We start from the raw sequence: 26,247 nt of genomic DNA on the forward strand, positions 1-26,247 counted from the left end.
ACCTATCAGCGCCGATGGTACTGCCAATGGTGGGAGAGTAGGTCATTGCCTTTCTTTGAAAAACCCGATTCTTATGAATCGGGTTTTTTGTTTTTAATCTGGTCAATCTCACCCTAACAGGGTTAATTAAATAAGTTTTTAAAATTTTACCGCATTAATAAATTTATTTAGCAAAGAATTCTCTAATTTTAATCAAACTTATATAGAATAAAAAACCTCGTCCTAATTAGCAAGACACTAACAGTTTCCCTAGTTTCACAATAGATCTCCAATGCAGTATGAATAATACGTATCGCTTCTATATCTTTTTATTGATCTGTTCATTTTTTCTTTTCTTTCAACTAGGCAGCTTTGGAGTATTGGAATCCAGCGATGCCAGATATGCTGAAATTGCGAGAGAAATGATGCAAACTGATGATTACCTCAACCCCATTTTAATGGGAATTCACCATTTTCATAAACCTCCTTTGACCTATGACATCACAATTTTAGGGTATAAATTGTTTGGTGTGAATCCTTTTGGAGCAAGATTTTTTTTACAAATAGCCCTGCTGATTCAATTACTTTTGATTTTTGAATTGTACAAACTTCTATTTCATGATAAAAAGGGTGCTTTATTTGCCGCACTCATCTACTTCAGTTTTCCATTGGTACTCATTTCTACCAGAAACTTAACTACAGATGCTTACCTGAACACCTTTATTTTGTCTGGTATATATTTTTGGGTGAGATATAGACAAGAAGACAAACTGTATTTTTTGTATTTCTTTACGATCAGTCTCGCACTGGGTTTTTTAACCAAAGGTCCTGTCGTTTTAATAGTGCCGGTAATTTTTACTGTCTTTTATAATAGACTTCAAAAGTCAAATCAAGATTGGACTATCCATCATGTACTTGCCTGGATTATTTTTCTGGTGCTCTCCGGTTCATGGTTTGTCTATCTCATCACTAAAGACGAACATTTCTTAAATTATTTTTTAGGAAGGCATACGGTAGCCAGGTTTTCAGAAAACGCTTTCGATAGATCAGAACCCTTTTGGTATTTTATACTTTTGACACCTCTCTTCGGTCTTCCTTGGCTGGCTTTACTGCCTTATTTTATTAAAAAGCACATCAATAATTTCAACACCAGAAGCATTTATTTTGTGCTTCTTATGTCAATCTCCATACCTCTTCTTTTCTTTTCCATCTCGACCTCAAAAAGGGTTTTATATATTTTACCAATATTTAGTCTTTTGGCAATACTTACCAGTAGGCTTTTGAGTATCACTAACGGAAATAAATTGTTATCTGCTTACCGTTTTATTTTTTTATTTGTATTACTCTTATCATTGTTTTTCATTGCATTACCTTTTTTAGGATTGGATATACACATCCCAAACTCGCTTCTTATTTATGGCATCCTTATGGCTGTTATTGATTTGATAGTTTTACTGTTTTTTAAGTGGGATTTGAAAGTAAAGATGGTCGGAACCACCTATGTCTGGGCGCTAATTTTAATTCTGGCTGGAGATGCACTGTTGATTGCTAATCAGGAATTGTTTAAAAGTGCAAGTCCTATTACTGAATTCCTTGAAGAGCATCATCTAAATAAAAGAAATATAATTGTTTATAATGAACTTCGCCCCTCGGTAGCATTTGAATTGAACAAACCCATTATTTCATTGGATAGTGGAAACAAAAACTTAAATCGGGAGATTGAATTTGAGACAAATAATACGTGGAAAAAATACTTGATTAATATGCATAATCCGGAAGAAGTGACTAATTTTAAAAATAATACAGATTTTGATCAAACTGTTCTAATTGTGTATAAAGGGTTTCACCCGGAAGATGAATGGTTGAAGAATGAATATAAAAACAGTCATAAGTTGGAAAAATTGATGATTTATTATTAAAGAATAAAGTTTGAGAAGATTAGTGCTACTTAGTGTTTTATTGACTTTGGGTCTTCAATACGGATTTGCTCAAGATTGGGCGAACTTGCACAAATTCAAAAATGATAATATGAAAATTGAAAACAAAAACAACAGGGTTGTTTTTATGGGGAATTCTATCACAGAAGCATGGCAAACTGTACATCCTGAATTTTTTAAAGAAAATTCTTTTGTAAATAGAGGGATTAGCGGACAAACCACGCCTCAAATGTTACTGAGATTCAGACAGGATGTGATTGAGCTTAAACCTGAGCTTGTTGTTATTTTGGCCGGTATTAATGATATCGCAGAAAACACCGGTCCGATTACTTTGGATGAAATCCTAAATAATATCATTTCGATGACCGAGTTAGCAAGGGCTAATCAAATCGAAGTTCTACTTTGTACCGTGCTTCCTGCAAACAGATTTCAATGGAGACCTTCTATCAAACCAGCAGATAAAGTGATTGAATTAAATGGAAAATTAGCCGATTATGCACAGAGGGCGAATCTTATATTTGTCAATTATTATGATGCGATGGTAGATGATCAAAAAGGTCTCAGAAAAGAATTTGGAGAAGACGGAGTGCACCCCAATAAGAAGGGATACGATGTTATGGAAACGGTTTTACAAAAAGAACTTTCTCAAGTCTTAGAGTAAATTAACTAATCTTCTATCCAACTTTTCCTGAATATTTGGTTATTTTTATGAATTCATATTGATTTCTATTTTTTTGAAGTAGCAATGCTATAAATCATTTAATCATGCATCGAAGATCGGTTTTAAAAAATTTGGGATTGTTTTCTGGTGGGCTCATTATTTTTCCTTCATGTACCTTTACCAAAGAAAAAGTAGATGTCGCTACTAGCGATATGCACATTACTGAGGAATTAAAAAACTTGCTCGATCTTGTCATTGAAAATATGATCCCTACTGCAACTTACCCAGATTTCAGTGAACATACATTGTCAGATTTTGTGCTTGTAATGGCCAATGATTGCTTATCTCCAGAAGAAAATAAATCTTTTGTAAAAGGGTTAATCGATTTTGAAAAATATTGCAAAAATGAACAGAATTCACCCTTTGAAAAACTATCCCAAAAGGATCAGTCTAAAATAATTGAAGCGTTACTACTAAAAAATCATTCCGATGATCTTTCTTTTTTTATCAGCAAATCCAAACAATTTAGCATTTTAGGTTTCATGCAATCAGCTTATGTGATGACCAATGAAATGCCCTACAATTTAATTCCGGGGAACTATGAAAATTGTGTGACGATTGATCCCTCACAAAAAATAAATATCAATGCGTAATTTGGAAAAAAAAGATGAAAGAACTTTTGACGCCATTGTCATAGGTTCGGGTATGAGTGGTGGTTGGGCTGCTAAAGAATTTTGTGATAAAGGACTCAAAACTTTGGTCATAGAACGGGGAAGAGAGGTGAAACACAATCTAGATTACCCCACTACAAATAAAATGCCTTGGGAGTTTGCACACCGAGGGCAAATGCCCGATAATATTTTACAGGAAAATCCGGTGGTCAGTAAGTGTTATGCCTTTAAAGAAGATGCCGCCCATTTCTTTGTAAAAGATAAAGAACATCCTTATGTTCAAGAAAAACCTTTTGATTGGATAAGGGGTTACCAAACTGGAGGAAGATCTTTGCTTTGGGCGAGACAAACCCAGCGATGGAGTGATTTTGACTTTGAAGGGCCACTGAGAGATGGCTTTGCCGTTGACTGGCCAATTAGGTATAAAGATTTAGCACCCTGGTATAGTTATGTAGAAAAATTTGTAGGCATTGCCGGTGATAGAGATCAAATTCCTCAATTACCCGATAGTGAAGTCTTACCCAGTATGGGTTTAAATTGTTTGGAAGATTATTTCAAAACAGAAATGATCAAAAAATATGGTCAATCCAGACCTGTAATTTCAGGAAGGTGTGCACACGTGACAAAAAGTACAGATTTGATCTCTCAACAAGGGCGCGCTCAATGCCAATACAGAAATTTATGTCAAAGAGGTTGTCCGTTTGGAGGGTATTTCAGCAGTAATTCAAGTACACTCCCTTGGGCAATGCGCACTGGAAATTTGACGATGATCAACAATTCCATAGTGCATTCTATTGTTTATGACGAAAAATTAGGGAAAGCAAAGGGAGTTCTTGTGATAGATGCAGAAACAAAAGAAACAAAAGAGTATCTGGCTCCGGTTATTTTTGTCAATGCGGGTTCTTTGAATACCAATTTAATTTTACTCAATTCAAAATCATCAAGGTTTCCGAATGGATTGGGTAATGATAATGGGCTCTTAGGTAAATATATCGCCTTTCATATTTATAGGGCAAATATTGCTGCTACATATGATGGTTTGCAAGATAAAACGACTACTGGAAGAAGGCCAACGGCTGCCTATATCCCAAGATTTCGAAATGTATTTAAACAAGAAACGGATTTCTTACGCGGTTATGCTTCGTCTTTTTATGCAAGAAGATCAACTCAAACCGATTACAGCGGTATTGGAGAATCTTTAAAACAATCACTTTTAAATCCTAAGTTGGGTCCATGGTCTGTGGGAGCGGGGATGATGGGTGAAACGATTCCGAAAGATACCAATCAGGTTTCGCTTAATTCTACAGCAAAGGATGAATGGGATATACCTCAGCTCAATATAGATGTGAGTTATGATGACAATGATGAAAAAATGATTGTTGATTTTTTTGAGCAATTTACTGAAATGTTCGAAACTGCAGGATTTACAGATATCCGGAAAGAGGATTCTAAACAATCTCCGGGATTGGATATTCATGAAATGGGAGGTGTACGTATGGGGAATGATCCCAAAACATCACTTTTAAATAAATGGAATCAAATGCATGCTTGTAAAAATGTATTTGTAACCGATGGTGCTTGTATGACTTCTACGGCGACACAAAATCCATCATTAACCTATATGGCACTTACTGCAAGAGCTTGTGACTATGCCGTAAAAGCATCAAAAAATGGTGGACTATAAATATTAATATCGTATTCCCATTTTTAACCTAAACTATATCATGAAAAAACTACTTTTCCTATTATCTTTTATTCTTTTCTTCAGCGCGTGTAAAGAAAAGACAGAACAATCGATTGAAAAAACAAATGAAAGAATAGCTTCTTCAAATGAAGAATTGGCCAAAATATTTGAAGATTACTACCAGGGCGTTTTAAAGATGGATCCCATATCTGCCACTAGAGCAGGTGACGCAAGGTATAATGATCGTTTTGTGAATATTTTGAACGATAGTGTCAAGGAAGAAATGAAACTGTTTTATAGTTCAAATCTTGAAAAACTATCACATTTTGCAGAGGAAGACCTCAATGAGAATGATTTGTTGAGCAAAAGAATTCTTGAATGGGAATGCACACAAAACGCTAAAAGGTTAAGCTTACCAGATTATACCCCGATCAATCAGATGTGGACAATAAACCTGGTAATGGGGCAATTCGCCAGTGGGGCAAGTGCGCAACCTTTTAAGACGGTGAAAGACTATGAGAATTGGCTGAAAAGAGTGGATGAATACTTAGTTTGGTTTACTGCTGCACAAGAAAAAATGGAAGAGGGTATAAAAAATGGCTATGTGTTGCCTAAATCTTTAATCATAAAAGTGATCCCTCAAATGGAATCAATGGCTGAAGAAAATGTAGAAAAGCATTTGTACTATAGTCCTATTAAAAATTTCCCAGAAAGTTTTACAGAAGAAGAAAGAGCCAGATTACAAGTGGAATATACTGCAATGATTGAGGAAAAAATAGTACCGGCCCATAAAAATATGGCCGAGTTTTTAAAGAAGGTTTATTTACCGGCAGGAAGAGAAACGAGCGGATTTGGTGCTTTGGAGAATGGCGATCAGATTTATCAAAGTATGATCACTTATTTTACCACAACCAATATGTCGGCTTCAGAAATCCATGAATTAGGATTAAAGGAGGTGGCCAGAATTTCTTCTGAAATGGAAAAAGTGATGAAGGAAGTGGGTTATAAAGGCGATTTACAATCTTTTTTTAATTATGTGAGAAACAAGAAAGAATTGATGCCATTTACAGAACCTCAGCAGGTTATTGATAATTTTAACGCTATTCAGGTAAAAATGGAACCACAGTTAAATAAACTTTTTGAGACTAAACCAAAAACGAGTTTTGAAGTGAGAAGAACTGAAGCGTTTAGAGAAAATTCGGCAAGTGCAGAATACAATCAGGCGCCTTTAGACGGTTCAAGGCCGGGTGTTTTTTACGTGCCAATACCAAATGCGAGCGAATATAATGTCTATGCTGATGAAGATCTGTTTTTACATGAGGCGATCCCAGGACATCATTATCAAATTGCGTTACAACAAGAAAATCAGGATCTGCCCCAATTTAGAAAAGTGCTTTGGTATAGTAGTTTTGGTGAGGGCTGGGCCTTATATGCAGAGTCATTGGGTAAAGAATTGGGTTTGTTTGAAGATCCCTATCAATACTTTGGCATGTTGGGTGGAGAAATGCACAGAGCAATTAGGTTGGTTGTAGATACAGGACTTCATTCAAAAGGATGGACCCGTGAGCAGGCCATTCAATATTCTCTCGATAATGAAGCCGAGCCAGAAGCGAGTATTATAAGTGAAATTGAAAGATATATGGCCATGCCCGGACAGGCACTTTCTTATAAAATAGGTCAGATAAAAATAAGAGAACTGAGAGAAAAGGCTGAAAGAGAATTAGGTGATAAATTCGACATCAGAAAATTTCACAGTGAGGTATTAGAAGCAGGGTGTATACCACTTTCTCTGTTTGAACTTAAAATCGATCAATGGATAGAATCAAATAAATAGTATCATTTTTGATCAGATAACTTTGAAAACCTTTGTTATTTCTTTCCTGTTTTTTTTCATGTGTGCATCTATGGTTTCGCAAAATTTAAATAATTACCTATGGAAGAACAGAGTGCTGCTCATTATATCTCAAGATACTAATTCCGGCGAGTTCAAGGAGCAAATGACTATTTTGAAGGCTAATAAAGATGATTTAGAAGAAAGAAAACTAGTTGTTCTATCCGTTTTACCACAAGCATTTTCTTTGGGTTTAGACGAATTGAGTACATGGGAAAAAGGAAATGAAGTTTTTTCAAGATATAATCCAAAAGAGGAATCATTTAAAGTTTTATTAATTGGCCTGGATGGAGGAGTGAAAATAAGTCAGAATAAACCCATGATGATGGATACTTTAAAACAGACTATTGATAGGATGCCGATGAGGAAATCAGAAATCGAAAACAGAAATTGATTTGAGTTAAGATAACCATGGCAGATGGAATGTAAAAAAGTTATTATACTGGGCGCTGGATTAACAGGACTTTATTTGGCTCATCTATTAAAAAAGGAAAAAATAAGTTTTCAAATTTTAGAAGCCAGAAATAGAGTAGGTGGTCGGATTTTAACCCATTATCAAAAGGATTCAGCTCCTATTGAGATGGGAGCAACTTGGTTTGGAGAAAAGCATCGTAAATTTAAGCAAGTAATAAGTGAATTAAACATTCATTATTTTGAACAATATTTAGGGAATACGGCTATATATGAGCCTATATCAAGTAGTCCTCATCAACTGGTTCAGTTGCCCCCAAATGATGATCCTAGTTTTAGAATTCAGGGAGGTACTTTTGAACTGATAAAGGCGCTGACGAAAAAAATTGCGGTGGATGAGATCCAATTAAATGAACAGGTTGACAGAGTAGAATATAGCGATAAAAAATTTCATGTTTTCACTAAAAATAAAAACTATTACGGAGAAATAGTAGTTTCTACTTTACCACCTAATTTATTGGTTAACAGCATAGAATTTATGCCGCAATTACCTGAAAATTTGGTAATTGTTTCACAGAACACCCATACTTGGATGGGTGAGTCGATAAAAATAGGTTTGAGATTCGATGCGCCTTTTTGGAGAAATGATAGGCTCAGCGGCACAATTTTTAGTAATGTTGGTCCTGTTACCGAAATGTATGAGCACAATGATGTTGATGATCAGTTTTTTGCTTTAAAAGGCTTTTTAAGTGGGGCCTATTTTTCTATGTCAAAAGACCAAAGGTTGGAAATCGTGCTCAATCAATTGAAAAAATATTATGGTGATTCCGTTTTACATTACCGCTCATATGAAGAACTGATATGGCAAAATGAAAATTTTACTTTTCAACCTTATTCTGGCTCTATTTACCCTCACCAAAATAATGGGAATCCAATTTTTCAGAATTCGTATTGCGATAATCGACTTCATATAGCAGGTACAGAAACAGCTCAACAATTTGGGGGATATATGGAAGGCGCCATACAAAGTGCAGAAATTGTTTTTGACAAAATATTGAAGGCTATTATGTAGATTTTCAATATTGATCAGAATTAATTGTAATCAAATCAGTAGTTTTTAGTGAGATTCAGTAACTTTACTGTAAACAAACCTTAAAATTAGCTAATCCATGATTTTAGATCGATTAAAGGTTTTTCAAAAATTTAATATTGCAGATTGGTTATCTTTTTATAGAATTTTTTCCTTTCCATTTTTGATGGTTTTTATTTTTTTGGATTGGCGCCTTGTTTTTACTTGGATGTTGTTAATTAGCTATAGTACGGATGCCATAGATGGTTATTTGGCTAGAAAATTTAACATGACGAGCAGTCGCGGGTCGCAATTGGATTCTTTGGGTGATCAACTCACATTAGTGGCAGGATTATTAGGTCTTTGGGTTTTTGAAAAGGATTTTATCATGGAAAATATAGAGATTATCGCTATCCCAATGGTACTCTATGTATTGCAGATGATTATAGCATTGTTCAGATATGGAAGAACTACTGCATTTCATACCTATTTGGCTAAGCTGTCTGCAATCCTTCAGGCTGTGTTTATCCTATGGCTATTATTTTTTGGGCCTGTTTATTGGCTGTTTTATTTGGTCATCGCCATTGGAATTGTCGAAACTGTTGAGGAGATCATTTTGATAGGGATGCATAAGTATTGGGTAAAAGACGTAAAAGGATTTTATTGGGCAATGAGGGATAAAAGAAGACAGGAAAGAATTAAAAATTAAGCGGATATATGCGAGCCTATTCTATGAAACATATCTTATTATTATGTGCAGCAATTTTGCTGATAGATATACTCGCCTTTTATTGGTTAAAATCAATTACAAATTTGATTAGCAATGACACGCTGAAAACAGTCATCCATATCTTGTTTTGGTTTTTTACATTTGGTTTAATCACATCCATCATTGTTTTAAAAGTTCGATTAGATGGAATCCATCCAATTAGAAAACATTTGCTTATCACTTCACTATACGGCTTAACGGTCTCTTCATTTATTCCCAAAATATTTTTTGTACTCGTCATTTCGATCTTATTTTTTTCAAACTATGCCTTCTCTGAAAATGAATCGCTTGTTGTCATCCCCATCGTTGGTTTGTTTTCAGGGTTTTTGCCCTTTTTTGTTATTCTCTATGCGGTTTTTCATGCGGTGCATCAATTTAAAATACACAAGACAAAGGTGAAATGTGCAAAATTACCGGATGCTTTGAAAGGGATAAAGATCGTACAGATCTCAGATATACACTTGGGCAGTTTTAATTATAGGTACCAGGTATTGGAAAAGGCCATTGATATGATCAATCATTTAAAACCTGATTTTATTTTTTTTACCGGAGATATGGTAAACAATTATGCATGGGAGTTAAAAGGTTGGGATAGAGTTTTCCAACCCCTTGAGGCAAAGTATGGTAAATATGCTGTTTTAGGAAATCATGATTATGGTGATTACAGTAAATGGAAGAACAATAAAGCTAAAATGCAAAATTTTACTTCGATAAAGTATTTTTTTAAAAAGATCAACTTTAAGCTTTTGCTAAATGAATCTGTTGTTTTTTCAAAGGAGGAGGAAAAATTGGCGATCATCGGAGTGGAAAACTGGGGAAACCCTCCATTCAAACAATATGGAAAACTAGATCTAGCCTTAGAAGGAGTCGAGGATATTCCCTTTAAAATATTATTGTCGCATGATCCAACCCATTGGGAAGAAGAAGTTGTAGGTCATACTGATATTTCGCTCACACTTTCCGGTCATACACATGGCATGCAGGCTGGGATCAATTTAAAAAATAAAAAATGGAGTCCGATAAAATATAAATACAAACAATGGGCAGGTCTCCATAAAATTGGAAATCAGTATTTGTATGTGAATCGTGGTCTGGGATGGCTCGGTTTTCCGGGACGTTTAGGTATGCGACCCGAAATCACATTCATAGAACTTAGTAATTAAGGATCTTTTAAAATGACAATAGGTGTCGCCAAATTCTTGATGATAGCGATCTATTTTTACAAAAAAATAGGTAATAATGACAAATATGTTAGAACAGTTAGAGCTGTCCGTCAAGTTAGAAGAACTAAAAAACAACAGTAATCTGCATCAATATGTGGTTGTAGACTTAGAGTACGTAAAATAAAAAAGGAAGGCAATGGCCTTCCTTTTTTAAAGTTTATCTCAAATATTGGGCAGGTCTCCAACACCTTTTGTCATTAACTGACTTTCACCCATCAAGTAAAGATCTACCTCTTTGGCAGCTTCTCTCCCTTCATTGATCGCCCATACGATCAGTGATTGTCCTCTTCTCATATCACCGGCAGCAAAAACATTAGGGATGTTTGTTTGATAATTATGGGTTTTGAAATTTGTTCTTTCATCTAATTTTAATCCTAATTGTTCACTCAGCGTATTTTCAGGACCTGTAAATCCTAAAGCCAGTAAAACGAGATCACAGGGCCATATTTTTTCTGTACCTTCAACTTCGATCAATTCCGGACGTTTTCCTGGTTTTAGTTTCCATTCAACCTGAACCGTTTTAACACCTGTCAATTCATTCTTTTCATTTGTGATAAATTCTTTGGTATTGATTAACCAATTTCTATCACAGCCTTCCTCGTGTGAACTGGATGTTTTTAATTGAAGTGGCCAATAGGGCCAAGGGGTAGTTTCACTTCTTCCTAAAGGCGGCTTTGGCATAATTTCAAAGTTGGTGACAGATAGTGCTCCATGCCTATTTGAAGTGCCAATACAATCAGATCCGGTATCTCCACCACCAATAACAATCACATTTTTACCTGTAGCCATTACTTGTTCACCATCCAAAGGCTTGCCAAATAATACTTTGGTCTGTTGCGTTAAGAAATCCATGGCTTGAACTACACCTTTCGTTCCTTCCTTAATTCCAGGTAATGTTCTTCTCTGGGTTGCGCCACCACATAACACAACAGCATCAAATTCTTTGAGTTTTTCTACAGTGTAGTTTACACCTACATGGGCATTGCAAACAAATTCTATTCCCTCTTCCTTGAGTATGTCTATTCTTCTGTCTATAATTTCTTTTTCTAGTTTAAAATTAGGGATACCATAGCGCAAAAGTCCGCCAACTTCATCATCTCTTTCTAAAACTGTCACCCAATGACCTGCACGATTGAGCTGTTGTGCTGCAGCCAATCCTGCCGGACCGGAACCAACTACGGCTACCCTTTTTTCCGTTCTGTTTATTGGAGGCTCAGCTACAATCCATCCTTCTTTAAAACCTCTCTCAACAATGTTTTTTTCAATATTCTCAATTGAAACGGGATTGGTTATAATGCCCAAAACACACGATTTTTCACAAGGAGCAGGACAAAGTCTTCCCGTAAATTCAGGAAAATTATTGGTGGAATGAAGGATGGTTAAAGCTTTCTTCCATTCACCTTTATAAACCATTTCGTTGAAATCAGGAATGAGATTCCCTAGCGGACAACCACTATGACAAAATGGTATACCGCAATCCATACAGCGAGAACCTTGTTTTTGTAAATCTTCTTCAGATAGAGAAACAGTAAATTCTTTATAATTTCTTAAGCGCTTTTTAACCTCGATATTCTTTTCATCCGTTCGAGGATACTCCATAAATCCAGTTACTTTTCCCATGTATTACGCTGTTGTTAATTGTTCGTTTTCCAATTTTTCCTTTGCTATTCTCGCCAATGCTTTTTTGTATTCAGTTGGCATTACTTTTATGATATGTTTTATTTCATTTTCCCAATGGCTCAAAATATGATGTGCTTTTTCTGAACTGGTATAGTCGTAATGTTTTCTGATCAAATTTTGAAGCTCAAAATGGTCGCTTTCATCTAAGTTTTCAAATTCAACCATTTCCATGTTACAAAGTCCGTTGCGGAATTTACTTTCAGGATCATACACATAGGCAACACCGCCACTCATTCCAGCGGCAAAATTTCTTCCTGTTTTTCCAAGGACAACAACTTTACCACCTGTCATATATTCACATCCGTGATCTCCAACTCCCTCTACAATGGCTGTAATTCCAGAGTTTCTTACACAGAAACGTTCTCCAGCGATACCATTTATATAAGCTTCACCTTTTACTCCGCCATAAAAACAAACGTTTCCAACTATAATATTCTCTTCTGCTTTAAAATCTGCAGCTTCTGGTTTTTTAACAATAATTTTTGCTCCTGATAAGCCCTTTCCTAAGTAGTCATTTGTATTTCCCTCAATGGTCATGGTCAATCCATTCGTTGCAAATGCACCAAAGCTTTGACCTGCAGATCCTTTAAAATTTAAATTCAGGGTGTCTTGTGGTAAGCCAAAGGCACCATATATTTTTGAAATTTCATTACTCACAATGGCGCCAACAGAGCGATTTGTATTAAAGATAGGGTAAGATAAATCCATCTTTTCCTTTCTGTAAATTGCGGGGTGCGCATCTTTTATAATTTCAAAATCTAATGCATGCTCCAAATCGTGTGATTGAGATTCTGTATTGTGTTTGATCTTGTCTTTATAGCCCTCTGTTTGATATAATATTTTAGAAAGATCCAAGCCTTCGGCTTTGAAATGCTCAATAGCACGGTTGACATTGATTTTTTGAGATTGACCCACCATTTCTTCTATGGTTCTAAAACCTAGCTGAGCCATGATCTGTCTCAATTCTTCTGCAACGAAATACATAAAATTAATGACGTGTTCCGGTGTTCCTTTAAAGTTTTTGCGCAATTCAGGATCTTGTGTTGCAATACCTACAGGGCAAGTGTTGAGATGGCACTTTCTCATCATAATGCAACCCGAAGCTACCAAAGGCGCAGTGGCAAAGCCAAACTCCTCGGCGCCTAACAGACAAGCAATGGCAACATCTCTTCCTGTTTTCAACTGGCCGTCACATTCTAACACCACCCGGCTTCTTAAATTGTTGAGAACCAAAGTTTGTTGTGCTTCAGCTACACCTAATTCCCAAGGCAGACCTGCATGTTTTAGCGAGGTAAGTGGTGATGCACCTGTTCCACCGTCGAAACCGGAAATTAAAATCACATCTGCCTTCGCTTTAGCTACGCCTGCAGCAATTGTACCTACGCCAACTTCAGAGACTAATTTGACATTGATCCTAGCTTCCCTGTTGGCATTTTTTAAATCGAAAATTAACTGAGAAAGATCTTCAATAGAATAAATATCGTGATGTGGCGGTGGAGAAATCAAACCTACATAAGGCGTTGAATTTCTTACTTGCGCGATCCAAGGATATACTTTTTCTCCCGGTAGCTGTCCTCCTTCACCGGGTTTAGCTCCTTGAGCCATTTTTATTTGAATTTCTCTGGCATTGGTCAAATAGTTGCTCGTTACGCCAAATCGGCCTGAAGCAACCTGCTTGATGGCACTATTCCTACTATCTCCATTGATGTCTTTTATAAACCTGTTCTGGTCTTCACCACCCTCACCAGAGTTGCTTTTTCCACCAATTCTGTTCATGGCGATGGCAAGATTTTCATGGGCCTCTTTGGATATAGATCCATAAGACATAGCCCCTGTTTTGAACCGCTTGACGATATCCGTCCATGGTTCAACTTCATCTAGAGGAATTGGGTCCAAATTTTGAAATTCGAACATTCCTCTTAAAGTCATTAAATGCTTGGTTTGATCATTGATGTAATTGGCATAAGTTTGATAACTATCAAAACTATTAGTTCGCACAGCTTGTTGCAATTTTGCTACCGTTGTAGGATTGAACATATGCTGTTCGCCATTTCTTCTCCAGCGGTAATCCCCTCCAATTTCTATGTCTAGTTCTCCGGAAATCTGATGTCCGAAATAGGCGTTTTTATGGCGCTTTGAAATTTCTCTTTCCAGTTCATAGAGACCAATGCCTTCAATTCTCGTAGGTGTATAAGGAAAATATTTCTCTACAAAGTGGGCATTTAACCCGAGGATTTCAAAAATTTGAGAAGCGCGGTAAGAGTGTAAGGTTGAAATACCTATTTTATTCATTATTTTCAGCACACCTTTACCAACGGCTTTGTTGAAATTTTCTACTGCTTTTTCTGATTCTATATCTGTTAACTCGCCCAGCCTAACCTTTTCACGAATGATTTCATTGACCATGTATGGATTGATCGCACTAGCACCATAGCCAAAAAGGGTAGCAAAATGATGTGGTTCCCTAGGTTCTGCAGATTCTATTACAATCCCGAATTTTGATCTTTTCTGTAACTTGTTTAACGTATGATGTAAATAAGAACAGGCCAATAAGGCGGGGATTGGTCCGTTGGCTTTGTCTGCACCTCGGTCTGAAAGAATGATGATATTACATCCGTTATCTACTGCCTGTGCGGCTTTCTTTATCATGACCTCCAAAGCCTTTTCCAGAGCATTTAAACCTCTCTTGATATCATAAAGGATAGGGATAACTTCTGCTTTAAAGCCTGATATGTTGATATTCTTAATTTTGTCCAGATCGTCGTTAGAAATTACCGGATTTTGAATTTTTAATTTTTTACAATTCTCCGGTAGAATTTTAAAAATGTTGCGATCTTGACCAATGGCTAGGCTGATATCAGTAATTATTTCCTCTCGTATTCCGTCTAATGGTGGATTCGTAACCTGAGCGAATAGTTGTTTGAAGTAATTGTATAAAAGTTGGGGTCTGTTTGAAAGGACAGCCAGCGGTGTATCGGTTCCCATAGAACCAATGGCTTCGTAACCTTTTTTGGCCATCGGCATGATAATGGTGTCTAAATCTTCTTGTGTATACCCAAACATTTGTAACCTTTTACTGATCGGTGTAGGTTCTATTGGACACTGGTTTCCGGTATAAGGCACTTTTGCAAGGGGCAACAAGTTTTCATCAATCCATTTTCTATATGGATTTTTTGACGAAATAGCGGTTTTAATTTCCTGATCTTCAATGATACGCCCCTCAACCATATCTACCAAAAACATTTTGCCGGGCTCCAATCTACCGTGTTTCACCACGTCTTCGGGTTTGATGTCAAGCACACCAATCTCAGAAGACATAATCACATAACCACTTTTGGTCAAGGTATACCTCGAAGGCCTAAGTCCGTTTCTATCTAAAAGCGCTCCAATATATTTTCCATCAGTAAAGGGTACAGAAGCAGGTCCGTCCCATGGTTCCATGATACAAGCATTATACTCATAAAAAGCCTTTTTATCGTCCGACATCATATTGTCTTTTTCCCATGCCTCGGGCACTAACATCATCATCACTTCCGGTAAGGTTCTACCTGTCATCAACAACAATTCAACCACCATATCCATAGAGGCAGAGTCAGACTTTCCTTCTACAATAATTGGAAAAAGTTCTTCTGTAAAATCAGCAAAAACTTCATTTTCCATTAATTCTTGTCGGGCTCTCATACGGCTGACATTTCCTCTTAGTGTATTGATCTCTCCGTTGTGACACATGAAACGGAAAGGTTGGGCAAGGTCCCAAGAGGGCGCAGTATTGGTGGAAAATCTTTGGTGTACCAAGGCAAGCTTAGTGACAAGCGTAGGGTTAGAAAGATCCAGGTAGTAATTTCTAATATCTTCAGGGATGAGTAAGCCTTTGTATATAAGGGTCGTCGTAGAAAAGCTTGGAATATAAAATAACTTACTTTCTTTTAGTTTGGATTGATAGATTTGGTTTTCGGCAATTTTTCTGGCGGCATATACTTTAGCCATAAAAACAGCGTCTTGTTGTTCAGTGAACTCCTTACCGACAAAAATTTGTTTGACTGTAGGCTCTGTCCTTTTCGCGATTTCTCCTAAATGCTTAGAATCAACCGGAACATTGCGCCAGCCTAAAATAGGAAGACCTTGCCTTTTGATTTCGCGCTCAAGTATATCAATACAAAATTTACTTTGGTTGACAGAATTAGGTAAAAACAGCATACCAACGGCATACTCACCGGGTTCTGGTAAATCAAAAGAGCAATCTTTTTTAAAGAATTCATGAGGGATATCTATCAATATTCCGGCACCATCTCCGGTTTTCCCGTCAGCACTAACGGCACCTCGATGTTCAAGTTTAATAAGTATCTCGAGTGCATCGTGAATAATTTTATTGGTTTTCTCACCATTCAGGCTACAAATAAATCCTGCTCCACAATTATCATGTTCAAATTCGGGCGAATAAAGCCCTTGTTTTACGTACGTCATAAAATAAGTTATATCGACAAAAATATGTATATTGATAGAAATAATTTAACAAAAACTGTTAAAACAGGAAAGAAATATAAACTAAATAAAAATTATTTAATGATTTTGTATAATGTAAAATTTATGTTGCTATATATTGAATAATTATGATTTACAATTGTAGGTAAAATTGTTTTTGCTTGATTATGCACTTAACTTTAGTGAAAAAGTTGTTTAATTTTTATTTCAATGAATCGTTTTTGTTAAATTTATCAAACCTCATTCGTAAAATCTAAGTTTATTCTTGATTTGGGTTAATTCGCTTTGCATTTCTTCCAGCCTCATCAATAGTTGATCAATGATGTCGATTCCCTCAAAATTAACGCCCAAATCTTCGTGAAGTCTGATCATTTTTTCAATGCGTGATAAATGATCCATGCGAATGAACTCATTTTGATCAATTATTTCCATTTCTATCAGCCCATAATCTTTGAGATGATGAATAAAGGAAAATTCAATATGATAAAGTTCACAGAATTGTTCTACTGGTATAAAAGATTTTTTTTCCATCATTTCCGCATTTTAGAAAGTTCTTCAAATAGTTCTTTTTCTTTGCTCGTTAAATTGGTTGGAATATCGATTTGATAGGTGAGGTATAAATCTCCAAATTGACCTTCCTTTTTATATATTGGAAAACCTTTGCCTTTCAATTTAACTTTGCTGTTGTTCTTGGTTTCGGGAGGTACTTTTAGTTTGACTTTTCCACCCAAGGTATCAACCGTAAGTTCTCCTCCTAAAATTGCGGTATATAATGGTAAATCGATTATTCTATGGAGGTCCTTGCCATCTCTTTTATAGATTGAATGATTTTCTATTTGGAAAGTGATATACAAATCGCCATTGGGTCCTCCATTGATTCCAGGACCACCGTGACCTTTTATTTTAATCGTTTGCCCATTTTCCACACCCGCAGGAATAGTAAGACGGATATTTTTTCCATTGACGGTTAATGTGCGTTTGTGAGAGGTGTAAACATCTTCTAATTCTAAGCGTAACTCAGCATTGAAATCTTGACCTCTGTATTTTGCCTGTGCACTTTGAGATCTTCTTCCACCGCCAAACATCGATTCAAAAAAATCAGAAAAGTCTGCTTCAGAATAAGATTGACCACCAAAGTCTGAATACTGTTGACGACCTCCTCGGGCTTGCTGCTGTTTTTTGGCCTGCTCGAATTGATCTGCGTGCTGCCAATCTTTTCCGTATTGATCATATTTCTTGCGTTTTTCGGGGTCACTCAATACTTCGTTGGCCTCATTAACCTGTTGAAACTTTTGTTTAGCATCCTGATTATTGGGATTCACATCAGGATGGTATTTTCGAGCGAGTTTTCGATAAGCCTTTTTAATCTCTTTGTCATCGGCATTTTTCGCGACACCCAAGACTTTGTAATAATCAATAAATTCCATGGTATAGTTTGATAGCTACACCAAATATAACGAACATAAAAGCGAAATAAAAGTGATTCTTAATGATTTCGATATAAACCAATAAAAAAGCCTCCGGTAAGGGAGGCTTTAAATTTTTTAAGAATTTATAATAGATCTGGAAATGACAATTTTTTGAATTTCAGAGGTACCCTCGTATATCTGAGTAATCTTGGCATCCCTCATTAATCTTTCCACATGGTATTCTTTTACATAGCCATATCCACCATGGATTTGTACCGCTTCAACAGTAGCTTTCATAGCCATATCTGCACAGAATAACTTGGCCATAGCTCCGGATTGATCATAATTCATTTGCTGGTCTTTGTGCCAGGCAGCTTTTATGCATAGTAACCTGCCCAGTTCAATATCTGTAGCCATATCTGCCAGCTTAAAAGCAATGGCTTGATGTTGACTGATCTCTTTGCCAAAGGCTTTTCTCTGTTTGGAATAGGCTAAGGCTAATTCGTAAGCGCCTGAGGCAATTCCTAAAGCCTGCGAAGCGATACCAATTCTACCCCCAGCCAATGTTTTCATGGCAAATTTAAAACCGAAGCCATCCTCGCCGATACGGTTTTCTTTAGGCACTTTCACATTGTTAAACATTAAAGAATGCGTGTCAGAACCTCTAATCCCTAACTTGTTTTCTTTTAATCCGACCTCAAATCCTTCCATGCCTTTTTCAACAATAAGGGCATTGATACCATAATGGCCTTTTTCAGGATATGTTTGAGCGATCACCAAATAAACCGACGCGCTGTTTCCATTCGTGATCCAGTTTTTCGTGCCGTTCAACAGATAATGATCTCCCATATCAATTGCGGTTGTCTTTTGAGAAGTAGCATCAGAACCCGCTTCAGGCTCACTCAAACAAAAAGCCCCAATAATTTCTCCAGTCGCCAATGGAATGAGATATTTTTGTTTTTGAGCTTCTGTTCCAAAGTTTTCTAAACCCCAACAAACAAGAGAATTGTTGACAGACATTACGACCGAAGCAGATGCGTCAATTTTCGAAATTTCCTCCATGGCAAGCACGTAAGAAACGGTATCCATTCCGCCTCCTCCATATTTAGGGTCTACCATCATTCCTAAAAAGCCCAATTCTCCCATCTTTTTTATGGCTTCTGCAGGAAACTGTTGCTTTTCATCTCTTTCAATAACACCGGGCAGTAACTCCGACTTTGCAAAATCGCGAGCAGCATCCCTTATCATGATTTGTTCTTCTGTTAAATTAAAATCCATAAGGCTAATTTTGTTTCGTTTTTATTTTCTCAAAGATACGGCTTTTAGAAAATCTATTTGTAATTTTACTCCACCATGGAGAAGAAAGAATGGAAGATAATTGGCCTAATGAGTGGCACTTCCTTAGACGGAATAGATTTAGTATTTGCTAAATTCACTAAAGAAAATCAATATACTTTTGATATATTGGCAACAGAAACCATAGAATATTCTGATTTATGGAAAAACAGGTTAAAAGATGCTTTTGGCTTTTCAGGAGAAAAACTGGTCCAATTGGATGCGGATTATGGCTTTTTTTTGGCAAAGGTTATCAATGATTTTATCGATAAAAATAAACTTTCAAATATTGATTTTGTAGCATCCCACGGACAAACTATTTTTCATCAACCTCAATTGCATTACACCACACAAATTGGAAATGGAGCCATTATTTCTGCAGAAACGAAACTGCCAGTTTATTGCGATTTTAGAAAACAGGATGTGGCTTTGGGTGGACAGGGGGCTCCTTTAGTGCCCATTGGAGATCAACTTTTGTTTTCTGAATATGAGTTTTGCTTAAACCTGGGTGGCTTTTCAAATATTTCTTTTGATAAGAAGAATGAGAGATTGGCCTTTGATATTTGCCCTGTAAACATTGTAATGAATCACTACGCTGAGCAATTGGGATTTCCCTATGATGACGGAGGCAAAATTGCCAGACAAGGGAAATTGAATAAAATCCTTTTAACAACATTAAATGAGCTCGATTTTTACAAAGGAGAAGAGCCAAAGTCCCTGGGCTATGAATTTGTTGTCGAGAAAATTTTTCCAATTATCGATAGTTTTAACCTTTCTGCAAAAGATGTTTTAAGGACTTATGTCGAGCATATTGCGATGCAAATTGCCGATGTCATCGGCAAGAATAGTCATAATGCTGAGACCAAAGTTTTGGTGTCAGGCGGAGGGGCACTTAATCAATTTTTGATAGAAAAGACACAATCTTTTACGCAGGCCGAACTAGTAATTCCAACCAAACAGATCATCGATTTTAAAGAAGCGATCATTTTTGCTTTTTTAGCTGTGTTAAAAAGTCAAGAAGAGATAAACTGTTTAAAAAGTGTGACAGGAGCAAAAAAAGATCACAGCAGTGGCGTTTATTTTAAAGTTTAAATAATCATGAAAGAACTTTTAAGCAAATACGAAAATAAACCACCCGAAATTGTTTTTCACTGGAAAGATCCGGAAACAGAAGCAGAGGGCTGGACAGTAATTAATTCTCTTCGAGGTGGAGCGGCAGGAGGAGGAACAAGAATGCGTGCCGGTTTAGATATGAATGAGGTTCTCTCATTAGCGAAGACAATGGAAGTAAAGTTTACAGTTTCTGGGCCACCAATCGGAGGAGCAAAATCAGGGATCAATTTTGATCCAAGTGATCCGCGAAAGCAGGGAGTACTGGAAAGGTGGTATAAAGCGGTAACCCCTCTTTTAAAATATTATTACGGTACAGGAGGAGACCTTAATGTGGATGAAATTCACGATGTAATTCCACTAACAGAAAACGCCGGTGTATGGCATCCGCAGGAAGGTGTTTTTAATGGTCACTTTAAACCTTCTGAAGCAGAAAAAATAAATAGAATTGGTCAGCTTAGACACGGAGTGATTAAAGTGATTGAAGATCCTAAATACACGCCGGCCGTAGATAGAAAATACACCATTGCAGATATGCTCACCGGATATGGTGTTGCAGAGGCTGTGAAACATTATTACGGTATTTATGGGGGTGAAATAAAAAATAAAAGGGTAATTGTACAGGGATTTGGAAATGTGGGCTCTGCCGCGGCGTATTATTTGACATCTTTAGGAGCAAAAGTTGTTGGCATTATAGATAAAGCCGGAGGTTTGATCAATACAAATGGCTTTACACTTCTCGAGATGAAAGAACTCTTTTTAAACAAAAAGGGAAATACTTTGCAAAATGAAGGCTTGATACCTTTTGAAGAGATGAACCAAAGAATTTGGTCGGTTCCGGCAGAAATATTTGTACCGGCGGCTGCTTCGCGTTTGGTGACGAAGGAGCAAATTTCGAAAATGATAGAAACAGGTTTGGAGGTAATCTCTCCAGGTGCAAACGTGCCCTTTGCTGATAAGGAAATATTTTTTGGACCCATCATGGAATATACGGATCAACAGGTGAGTTTGATTCCTGATTTTATCTCTAACTGCGGTATTGCGAGGGTTTTTGCCTATCTAATGGAAAAGAAAATTGCGCTCCCCATGAAAGATGAATTGATCTTTAAAGACACTTCCAGAACAATTAAAAGGGCGATGAAAAAAATATATAAGGTCAATTCCAAAAAAAATAATATTTCCAAAACAGGATTCCAAATTGCCTTAAGTGAATTGATATAATTGCTATATTTAACCCGAAAATTAAATAAATGGAAACACTCATCGTCAGTATCTTCGTTCTAGGATACCTTGCTATAACACTCGAGCATACACTGAAAATTGATAAATTAATCCCTGCTTTGGGTATGATGGCAGTCTGTTGGGCGATCATATCCTTGGGTCATTTAAACGTATATAATGTAGATGCTGAATTGCATAAACTGGTTCCTACGCACCTGGAAGAGATTTTACTACATCATTTAGGTAAAACCGCAGAAATTCTCGTTTTTTTGATTGGTGCTATGACCATTGTCGAAATAATCGATTATTTTGATGGATTTAGTACGATTAAACAATTTGTAAAGACGAAAAGTAGGACAAAACTACTATGGATTTTCGCTTTACTCGCCTTTATTCTTTCTGCGATTATTGATAACCTAACTGCCACGATTGTCTTAATTACAATTTTAAGAAAAATCATGTCCTCAAATGAAGACCGTATTTGGTATGCCTCTTTAATCGTAATTGCAGCAAATGCAGGTGGAGCATGGTCTCCTATCGGAGATGTTACAACGACCATGTTATGGATTGCTAAAAAAGTGAGTACCGGAGAATTGATTTTAAGACTGTTTATACCTTCCATATTGGCCATTGTAATTCCTGTTTTAATTGCATCGAGATTAAAACCTTTCAAAGGTTTTATTGAAACGAGTACAGAGGAAGAAGAAGAAGTCAATCCCAAAGGTAGTATCATGTTATACTTGGGTTTAACAGCGATTATATTCGTCCCGATCTTTAAAACTGTAACGCATTTGCCGCCTTATGTAGGTATGATGTTATCTCTATCTGTTGTCGCAGTCTTTGCTGAATTCTACTCGAACACTCAAATAGAATTGACCAAGGTGGATCAAGGAGATGGTCACGCGCAATCTGGCCATAATCCTGTACACGCCTCTTTAGGTAGAATTGAGTTGCCGAGTATACTCTTTTTCTTGGGTATTTTAATGGCGGTGGCTGCTTTGGAATCTTTAGGTGTTCTTTTCCATTTTGCAGAAACTTTAACCGAAACAATTCCTATGTTGGGTACTGAAATGGTGATTACAGAAGGTGATTCTGTTTCTGATTTGGTAGTGATTATTTTAGGTTTCGCATCTGCGGTCATCGATAATGTACCTTTGGTCGCGGCGAGTATTGGGATGTTTTCTGAGCCGATGGATCACGAATTGTGGCATTTTATCGCATATGCTGCAGGTACAGGTGGTAGTATGTTAATCATTGGCTCCGCAGCTGGAGTCGTAGCTATGGGAATGGAAAGAATAAATTTCTTTTGGTACCTGAAAAATATTTCTTGGTTGGCGCTCATTGGCTATCTTGTTGGCGCTGCTGCTTTTATGGTACTCAGAACCATTGTATAGATTGGCAAAAGTTTAACATAAAACCCGTTGATTAACTCAAATTAACGGGTAATTTTTGCTGAGTATTAATCAAGACAAACTTTATCACTAAGAATATATGTTAATAATTCAAGAAGGAGCTCAGGAAGCTCAGGAAATTTTAGAAGAAACTATTTCCGAAGAAAGGACATTATCTATTTATCAGTTAATTATGGATGGTGGCCTTGGTGGTCAGATCATTATTGCCTTGCTCTTCGTTTTACTTATTGTCGCTTTGTATATCTATTTTGAACGATATTTCGCCATTAAAGCAGCTTCAAAAGTTGATAAGAATTTTATGAACCAGATAAAAGACAACATTATGAACGGCAATATTGATGCGGCAAAGGTACTTTGTGCCAGCAATCCAAAACCTGCTGCAAGATTGATCGAAAAAGGAATCTCTAGAATTGGAAAACCTTTGGAGGATATAAATACAGCCATTGAAAATGCCGGCAAACTGGAAATTTACAAACTCGAAAGAAATGTTCCAGTCTTAGCAACCATCGCCGGTGCTGCACCTATGATTGGTTTTTTGGGAACTGTAATCGGTATGATTATTGCGATCCATGAAATTGCCAATTCGGGTGGTCAGATCGATATAAAAATGTTGAGTGATGGTTTGTATACGGCCATGACAACCACTGTAGCTGGATTGATCGTGGGGATTATCGCTTATGTGGCTTATAACCATTTGGTGGTAAGAACAAATAAAATTGTTTACGAAATGGAGGCCAAATCCGTTGAGTTTTTGGATCTTTTGAACGAACCTGTTTAAATCTCAATTGTGAACCTAAGAAGCCGAAATAAAGTCGATCCAAATTTTAATATGTCCAGTATGACGGACATCGTTTTCTTGTTGTTGATATTTTTTATGCTCACCTCCACTTTGGTTACGGTAAACGCATTAGATATCATGCTACCCAAGGCACAGGGAAAAACGGAAAATAAAAAATCAACTGCGGTAAGCATTACAAAAGGACTTGATTTTTATGTCGATAAGAATAAAGTGAGTGAAAAGGAATTGGAAAGTTATTTGCTGGCCCAGCTCAACAACCAAGAAAATCCTACGATCGTTTTAAGAGCAGAAGAAGGAGTGCCGATAGAAAAGGCAGTACAGGTGTTAGACATCGCCAATCGAAACAAAATAAAAGTAGTTTTAGCTGTAAGACCAAAATAAATCATGGCCTTTTTAGATACAACACATAAAAGAAAATCAGCCTTGATCACAGGGATCATTACTGCCTTGTTGTTGTTGATCATTTTTTTCTTCGGATTAAAGTATTTGGATCCGCCTATTGAATATGGTATCGCCGTAAATTTTGGCACAACGGACTTTGGTAGTGGCAATCAGCAACCTCAGGAAGAATTACAACCAATGACACAACCTTCAGAACCGGTTGAGGAACATCAGGAGGAAGTTGAGGAGGTGGTAGAAGAAACTTCGAGCGAAGCGGTTAAAGCAGAAAAGGTGATTACCCAAGAAAATGAAGAAGCCATAGCCATTAAAAAAGAAGAAGAGGCAAAAAAGAAACTAGAGGCGGACCGCAGAAATAAATTGGAAGCGGAACGTTTGGCAAAAGAAAAGATAGAACGAGAAAAAAGAGAAGAGGCAGAAAGAATTAAAAGAGAGCAAGAAGCAAAGCGCAAAGAACTCGACGCTCTTATGGGCGGTTTAAATAGCGACGGTAAGGCCAAGGGAGGTGAAGGAAATGATAACCAAGCCGGTGATAAAGGAAAAGTAACGGGAGATCCAAATGCTCAAGGTTATTATGGCTCTGGCGGTGGCGGCGGTGGCGGTAATTACAGATTAGGAAACCGTCAAGCTTTGAATAAACCAAAACCTGCTTATAATTGTAATGAAGAAGGAAATGTATATGTGAGTATTACGGTAGATCAAAATGGGAAAGTAATCGCAGCACAACCTGGAGTGAAAGGAACCACAAACTCTGCTACTTGTTTATTGGAAAGTGCCAAAGAAGCGGCACTAAAAACGAAATTTAGTGCTGATGCTTCCGCACCAACGCGACAGATAGGAGTAATTATCTACAATTTTTCTCTATCGGAATAAAATGGATTATCGTACCACCCTTGATTGGATGTTTTCACGCTTGCCCATGTACCAAAGACAGGGTGATACCGCATTTAAAAAGGACCTTACCAATATAAGACTATTTTGCACACACTTGCAAAATCCGCAGAATAACTTTAAGGCCATACATGTCGCAGGAACCAATGGGAAAGGGTCCACAAGCCATATGCTGGCATCGATTTTACAAGAAAGTGGTTTGAAAGTTGGTTTGTACACATCACCACATTTAAAAGATTTTAGGGAGAGAATACGAGTCAACGGAATTCCCATTGATGAGCAAAGTGTTATTGAATTTATCGAAGAGAATAAACCTTTTTTAGAACAGCATACTTTATCCTTCTTCGAAATGACCGTCGGAATGGCTTTTGATCATTTTGCCAAAGAAAAGGTGGATATCGCTGTGATAGAAGTAGGGTTAGGAGGGCGTTTAGATTCAACGAATATGATAATGCCGATTCTATCTGTCATTACGAATATAGGCTTTGATCACATGCAATTTCTTGGTAATACCTTGCCTGAAATTGCCTTTGAAAAGGCAGGGATCATTAAAAAAAACACACCTGTAGTTATCAGCGAAACCCAACCTGAGACAACCTCGGTATTTACAGATAAAGCCAAATTGGAAAATGCACCTATTTTCTTTGCTTCCGATGAAAAAATTGGTGATTATCCTTGCGATTTGCATGGTGACTACCAAAAAAAAAATATAGCAGGCGTATTAAAATCGGTTGAAATTCTAAGAAACCTGAGTCTTACAATTTCTGAATCGCACATTCGAAACGGTTTGGCACATGTAATCAGTAATACAGGACTGAAAGGGAGATGGCAGGTGCTTTTGGAAAACCCCAAAGTGATTTGCGATACAGCGCATAATAAAGAGGGTTTAGAAATTGTTCTGGCACAGCTCAAAAAAGAAAAGGCTAGTCGCTATTTTTTTGTGCTGGGTTTTGTAAAAGAAAAGAATTTACAAGACGTGTTAACGCTTTTTCCGAAAGAGGCTGACTATTTTTTCTGCAAACCTGATATTCCAAGGGGAATGGATCAAAACGAATTGCAAAATATTGCCTTGCAATTTGGGTTGATCGGGAAAAGTTATCCATCAGTAATAGTAGCTTACAACGCAGCTTTAAGTAAGGCTGGGTCAAATGATTTGATTTATGTAGGTGGAAGCACATTTGTGGTAGCGGAAATGGATGTTTAATGGATTAAGA

Annotated in this window: 21 protein-coding genes; 16 read left to right on the forward strand and 5 right to left on the reverse strand. The window is 36.9% G+C overall.

Annotated features, from left to right (window positions below; translation table 11 throughout):
• Positions 1-278: 278 nt before the first annotated feature.
• The 9 genes from ACFQ39_RS07230 (at position 279) to ACFQ39_RS07270 (ending at position 10,235) form a co-directional block, all read left to right on the forward strand.
• On the forward strand, positions 279-1,898 hold the full coding sequence (locus tag ACFQ39_RS07230; RefSeq protein WP_377177555.1) for a glycosyltransferase family 39 protein: 1,620 nt from the start codon (positions 279-281) through the stop codon (positions 1,896-1,898).
• A gap of 10 nt (positions 1,899-1,908) precedes the next feature.
• A complete protein-coding gene (locus tag ACFQ39_RS07235; RefSeq protein ID WP_377177557.1) occupies positions 1,909-2,577 on the forward strand; it encodes a GDSL-type esterase/lipase family protein in 669 nt (222 codons plus the stop codon).
• Positions 2,578-2,681: 104 nt separating this feature from the next.
• The gene (locus ACFQ39_RS07240) at positions 2,682-3,230 is read left to right on the forward strand and encodes a gluconate 2-dehydrogenase subunit 3 family protein (protein WP_377177559.1); all 549 of its coding nucleotides are present in this window, start codon (positions 2,682-2,684) and stop codon (positions 3,228-3,230) included.
• Entirely contained in the window at positions 3,223-4,932 is a 1,710-nt protein-coding gene (locus ACFQ39_RS07245) for a GMC oxidoreductase (protein ID WP_377177561.1), read from the forward strand. The genes ACFQ39_RS07240 and ACFQ39_RS07245 overlap by 8 nt, the downstream gene beginning before the upstream one ends.
• 40 nt (positions 4,933-4,972) lie before the next feature.
• Positions 4,973-6,766, forward strand: a complete 1,794-nt coding sequence (locus ACFQ39_RS07250; protein WP_377177563.1) for a DUF885 domain-containing protein — start codon at positions 4,973-4,975, stop codon at positions 6,764-6,766.
• Positions 6,767-6,836: 70 nt separating this feature from the next.
• Entirely contained in the window at positions 6,837-7,217 is a 381-nt protein-coding gene (locus ACFQ39_RS07255; protein WP_377177565.1) for a DUF4174 domain-containing protein, read from the forward strand.
• Positions 7,218-7,241: 24 nt separating this feature from the next.
• Positions 7,242-8,306 carry a flavin monoamine oxidase family protein gene (locus tag ACFQ39_RS07260; RefSeq protein ID WP_377177567.1) on the forward strand — a complete coding sequence of 355 codons (1,065 nt, stop codon included), beginning with the start codon at positions 7,242-7,244 and terminating at the stop codon, positions 8,304-8,306.
• Positions 8,307-8,403: 97 nt separating this feature from the next.
• Positions 8,404-9,012, forward strand: coding sequence for a CDP-alcohol phosphatidyltransferase family protein (locus ACFQ39_RS07265; protein ID WP_377177569.1), 609 nt, complete (start codon positions 8,404-8,406; stop codon positions 9,010-9,012).
• Positions 9,013-9,035: 23 nt separating this feature from the next.
• A complete protein-coding gene (locus ACFQ39_RS07270; protein ID WP_377177571.1) occupies positions 9,036-10,235 on the forward strand; it encodes a metallophosphoesterase in 1,200 nt (399 codons plus the stop codon).
• A gap of 222 nt (positions 10,236-10,457) precedes the next feature.
• Here ACFQ39_RS07270 and ACFQ39_RS07275 read toward each other — a convergent pair whose 3' ends face one another.
• The 5 genes from ACFQ39_RS07275 to ACFQ39_RS07295 all read right to left on the reverse strand — a co-directional run bounded on the left by ACFQ39_RS07275 (position 10,458) and on the right by ACFQ39_RS07295 (position 19,144).
• The gene (locus ACFQ39_RS07275) at positions 10,458-11,915 is read right to left on the reverse strand and encodes a glutamate synthase subunit beta (RefSeq protein ID WP_377177573.1); all 1,458 of its coding nucleotides are present in this window, start codon (positions 11,913-11,915) and stop codon (positions 10,458-10,460) included.
• A gap of 3 nt (positions 11,916-11,918) precedes the next feature.
• Complete coding sequence (gltB, locus tag ACFQ39_RS07280; protein ID WP_377177575.1) at positions 11,919-16,439, reverse strand: glutamate synthase large subunit; 4,521 nt, start codon at positions 16,437-16,439, stop codon at positions 11,919-11,921.
• A 258-nt stretch (positions 16,440-16,697) separates the two neighbouring features.
• Positions 16,698-16,988: a chaperone modulator CbpM gene (locus tag ACFQ39_RS07285; protein WP_377177577.1), complete on the reverse strand. Its 291-nt coding sequence runs from the start codon at positions 16,986-16,988 to the stop codon at positions 16,698-16,700.
• Positions 16,988-17,884 (reverse strand): DnaJ C-terminal domain-containing protein, encoded by an 897-nt coding sequence (locus ACFQ39_RS07290; RefSeq protein WP_377177579.1) that lies wholly within the window; start codon positions 17,882-17,884, stop codon positions 16,988-16,990. Before ACFQ39_RS07290 ends, ACFQ39_RS07285 begins: the two co-directional genes overlap by 1 nt.
• A 117-nt stretch (positions 17,885-18,001) precedes the next feature.
• Positions 18,002-19,144: an acyl-CoA dehydrogenase gene (locus tag ACFQ39_RS07295; RefSeq protein ID WP_377177581.1), complete on the reverse strand. Its 1,143-nt coding sequence runs from the start codon at positions 19,142-19,144 to the stop codon at positions 18,002-18,004.
• 75 nt (positions 19,145-19,219) lie between these two features.
• On the opposite strand from ACFQ39_RS07295, the gene ACFQ39_RS07300 reads away from it, so the two are divergent.
• From ACFQ39_RS07300 to ACFQ39_RS07330, 7 genes are all read left to right on the forward strand, one after another.
• Complete coding sequence (locus ACFQ39_RS07300; protein ID WP_377177583.1) at positions 19,220-20,293, forward strand: anhydro-N-acetylmuramic acid kinase; 1,074 nt, start codon at positions 19,220-19,222, stop codon at positions 20,291-20,293.
• A gap of 6 nt (positions 20,294-20,299) precedes the next feature.
• Entirely contained in the window at positions 20,300-21,532 is a 1,233-nt protein-coding gene (locus ACFQ39_RS07305; RefSeq protein WP_377177585.1) for a Glu/Leu/Phe/Val dehydrogenase dimerization domain-containing protein, read from the forward strand.
• A gap of 29 nt (positions 21,533-21,561) precedes the next feature.
• A complete protein-coding gene (gene nhaD, locus ACFQ39_RS07310; RefSeq protein WP_377177587.1) occupies positions 21,562-22,926 on the forward strand; it encodes a sodium:proton antiporter NhaD in 1,365 nt (454 codons plus the stop codon).
• A gap of 97 nt (positions 22,927-23,023) precedes the next feature.
• A complete protein-coding gene (locus tag ACFQ39_RS07315) occupies positions 23,024-23,722 on the forward strand; it encodes a MotA/TolQ/ExbB proton channel family protein (RefSeq protein WP_377177589.1) in 699 nt (232 codons plus the stop codon).
• A gap of 9 nt (positions 23,723-23,731) precedes the next feature.
• Entirely contained in the window at positions 23,732-24,124 is a 393-nt protein-coding gene (locus ACFQ39_RS07320) for an ExbD/TolR family protein (protein WP_377177591.1), read from the forward strand.
• A gap of 3 nt (positions 24,125-24,127) precedes the next feature.
• A complete protein-coding gene (locus ACFQ39_RS07325; RefSeq protein ID WP_377177593.1) occupies positions 24,128-25,015 on the forward strand; it encodes an energy transducer TonB in 888 nt (295 codons plus the stop codon).
• A gap of 1 nt (position 25,016) precedes the next feature.
• Positions 25,017-26,237, forward strand: coding sequence for a bifunctional folylpolyglutamate synthase/dihydrofolate synthase (locus tag ACFQ39_RS07330; RefSeq protein WP_377177595.1), 1,221 nt, complete (start codon positions 25,017-25,019; stop codon positions 26,235-26,237).
• Positions 26,238-26,247 lie beyond the last annotated feature (10 nt).

Origin of the sequence: Namhaeicola litoreus (genome assembly GCF_042679565.1) — a bacterium.
GTDB lineage: Bacteria > Bacteroidota > Bacteroidia > Flavobacteriales > Flavobacteriaceae > Namhaeicola > Namhaeicola litoreus.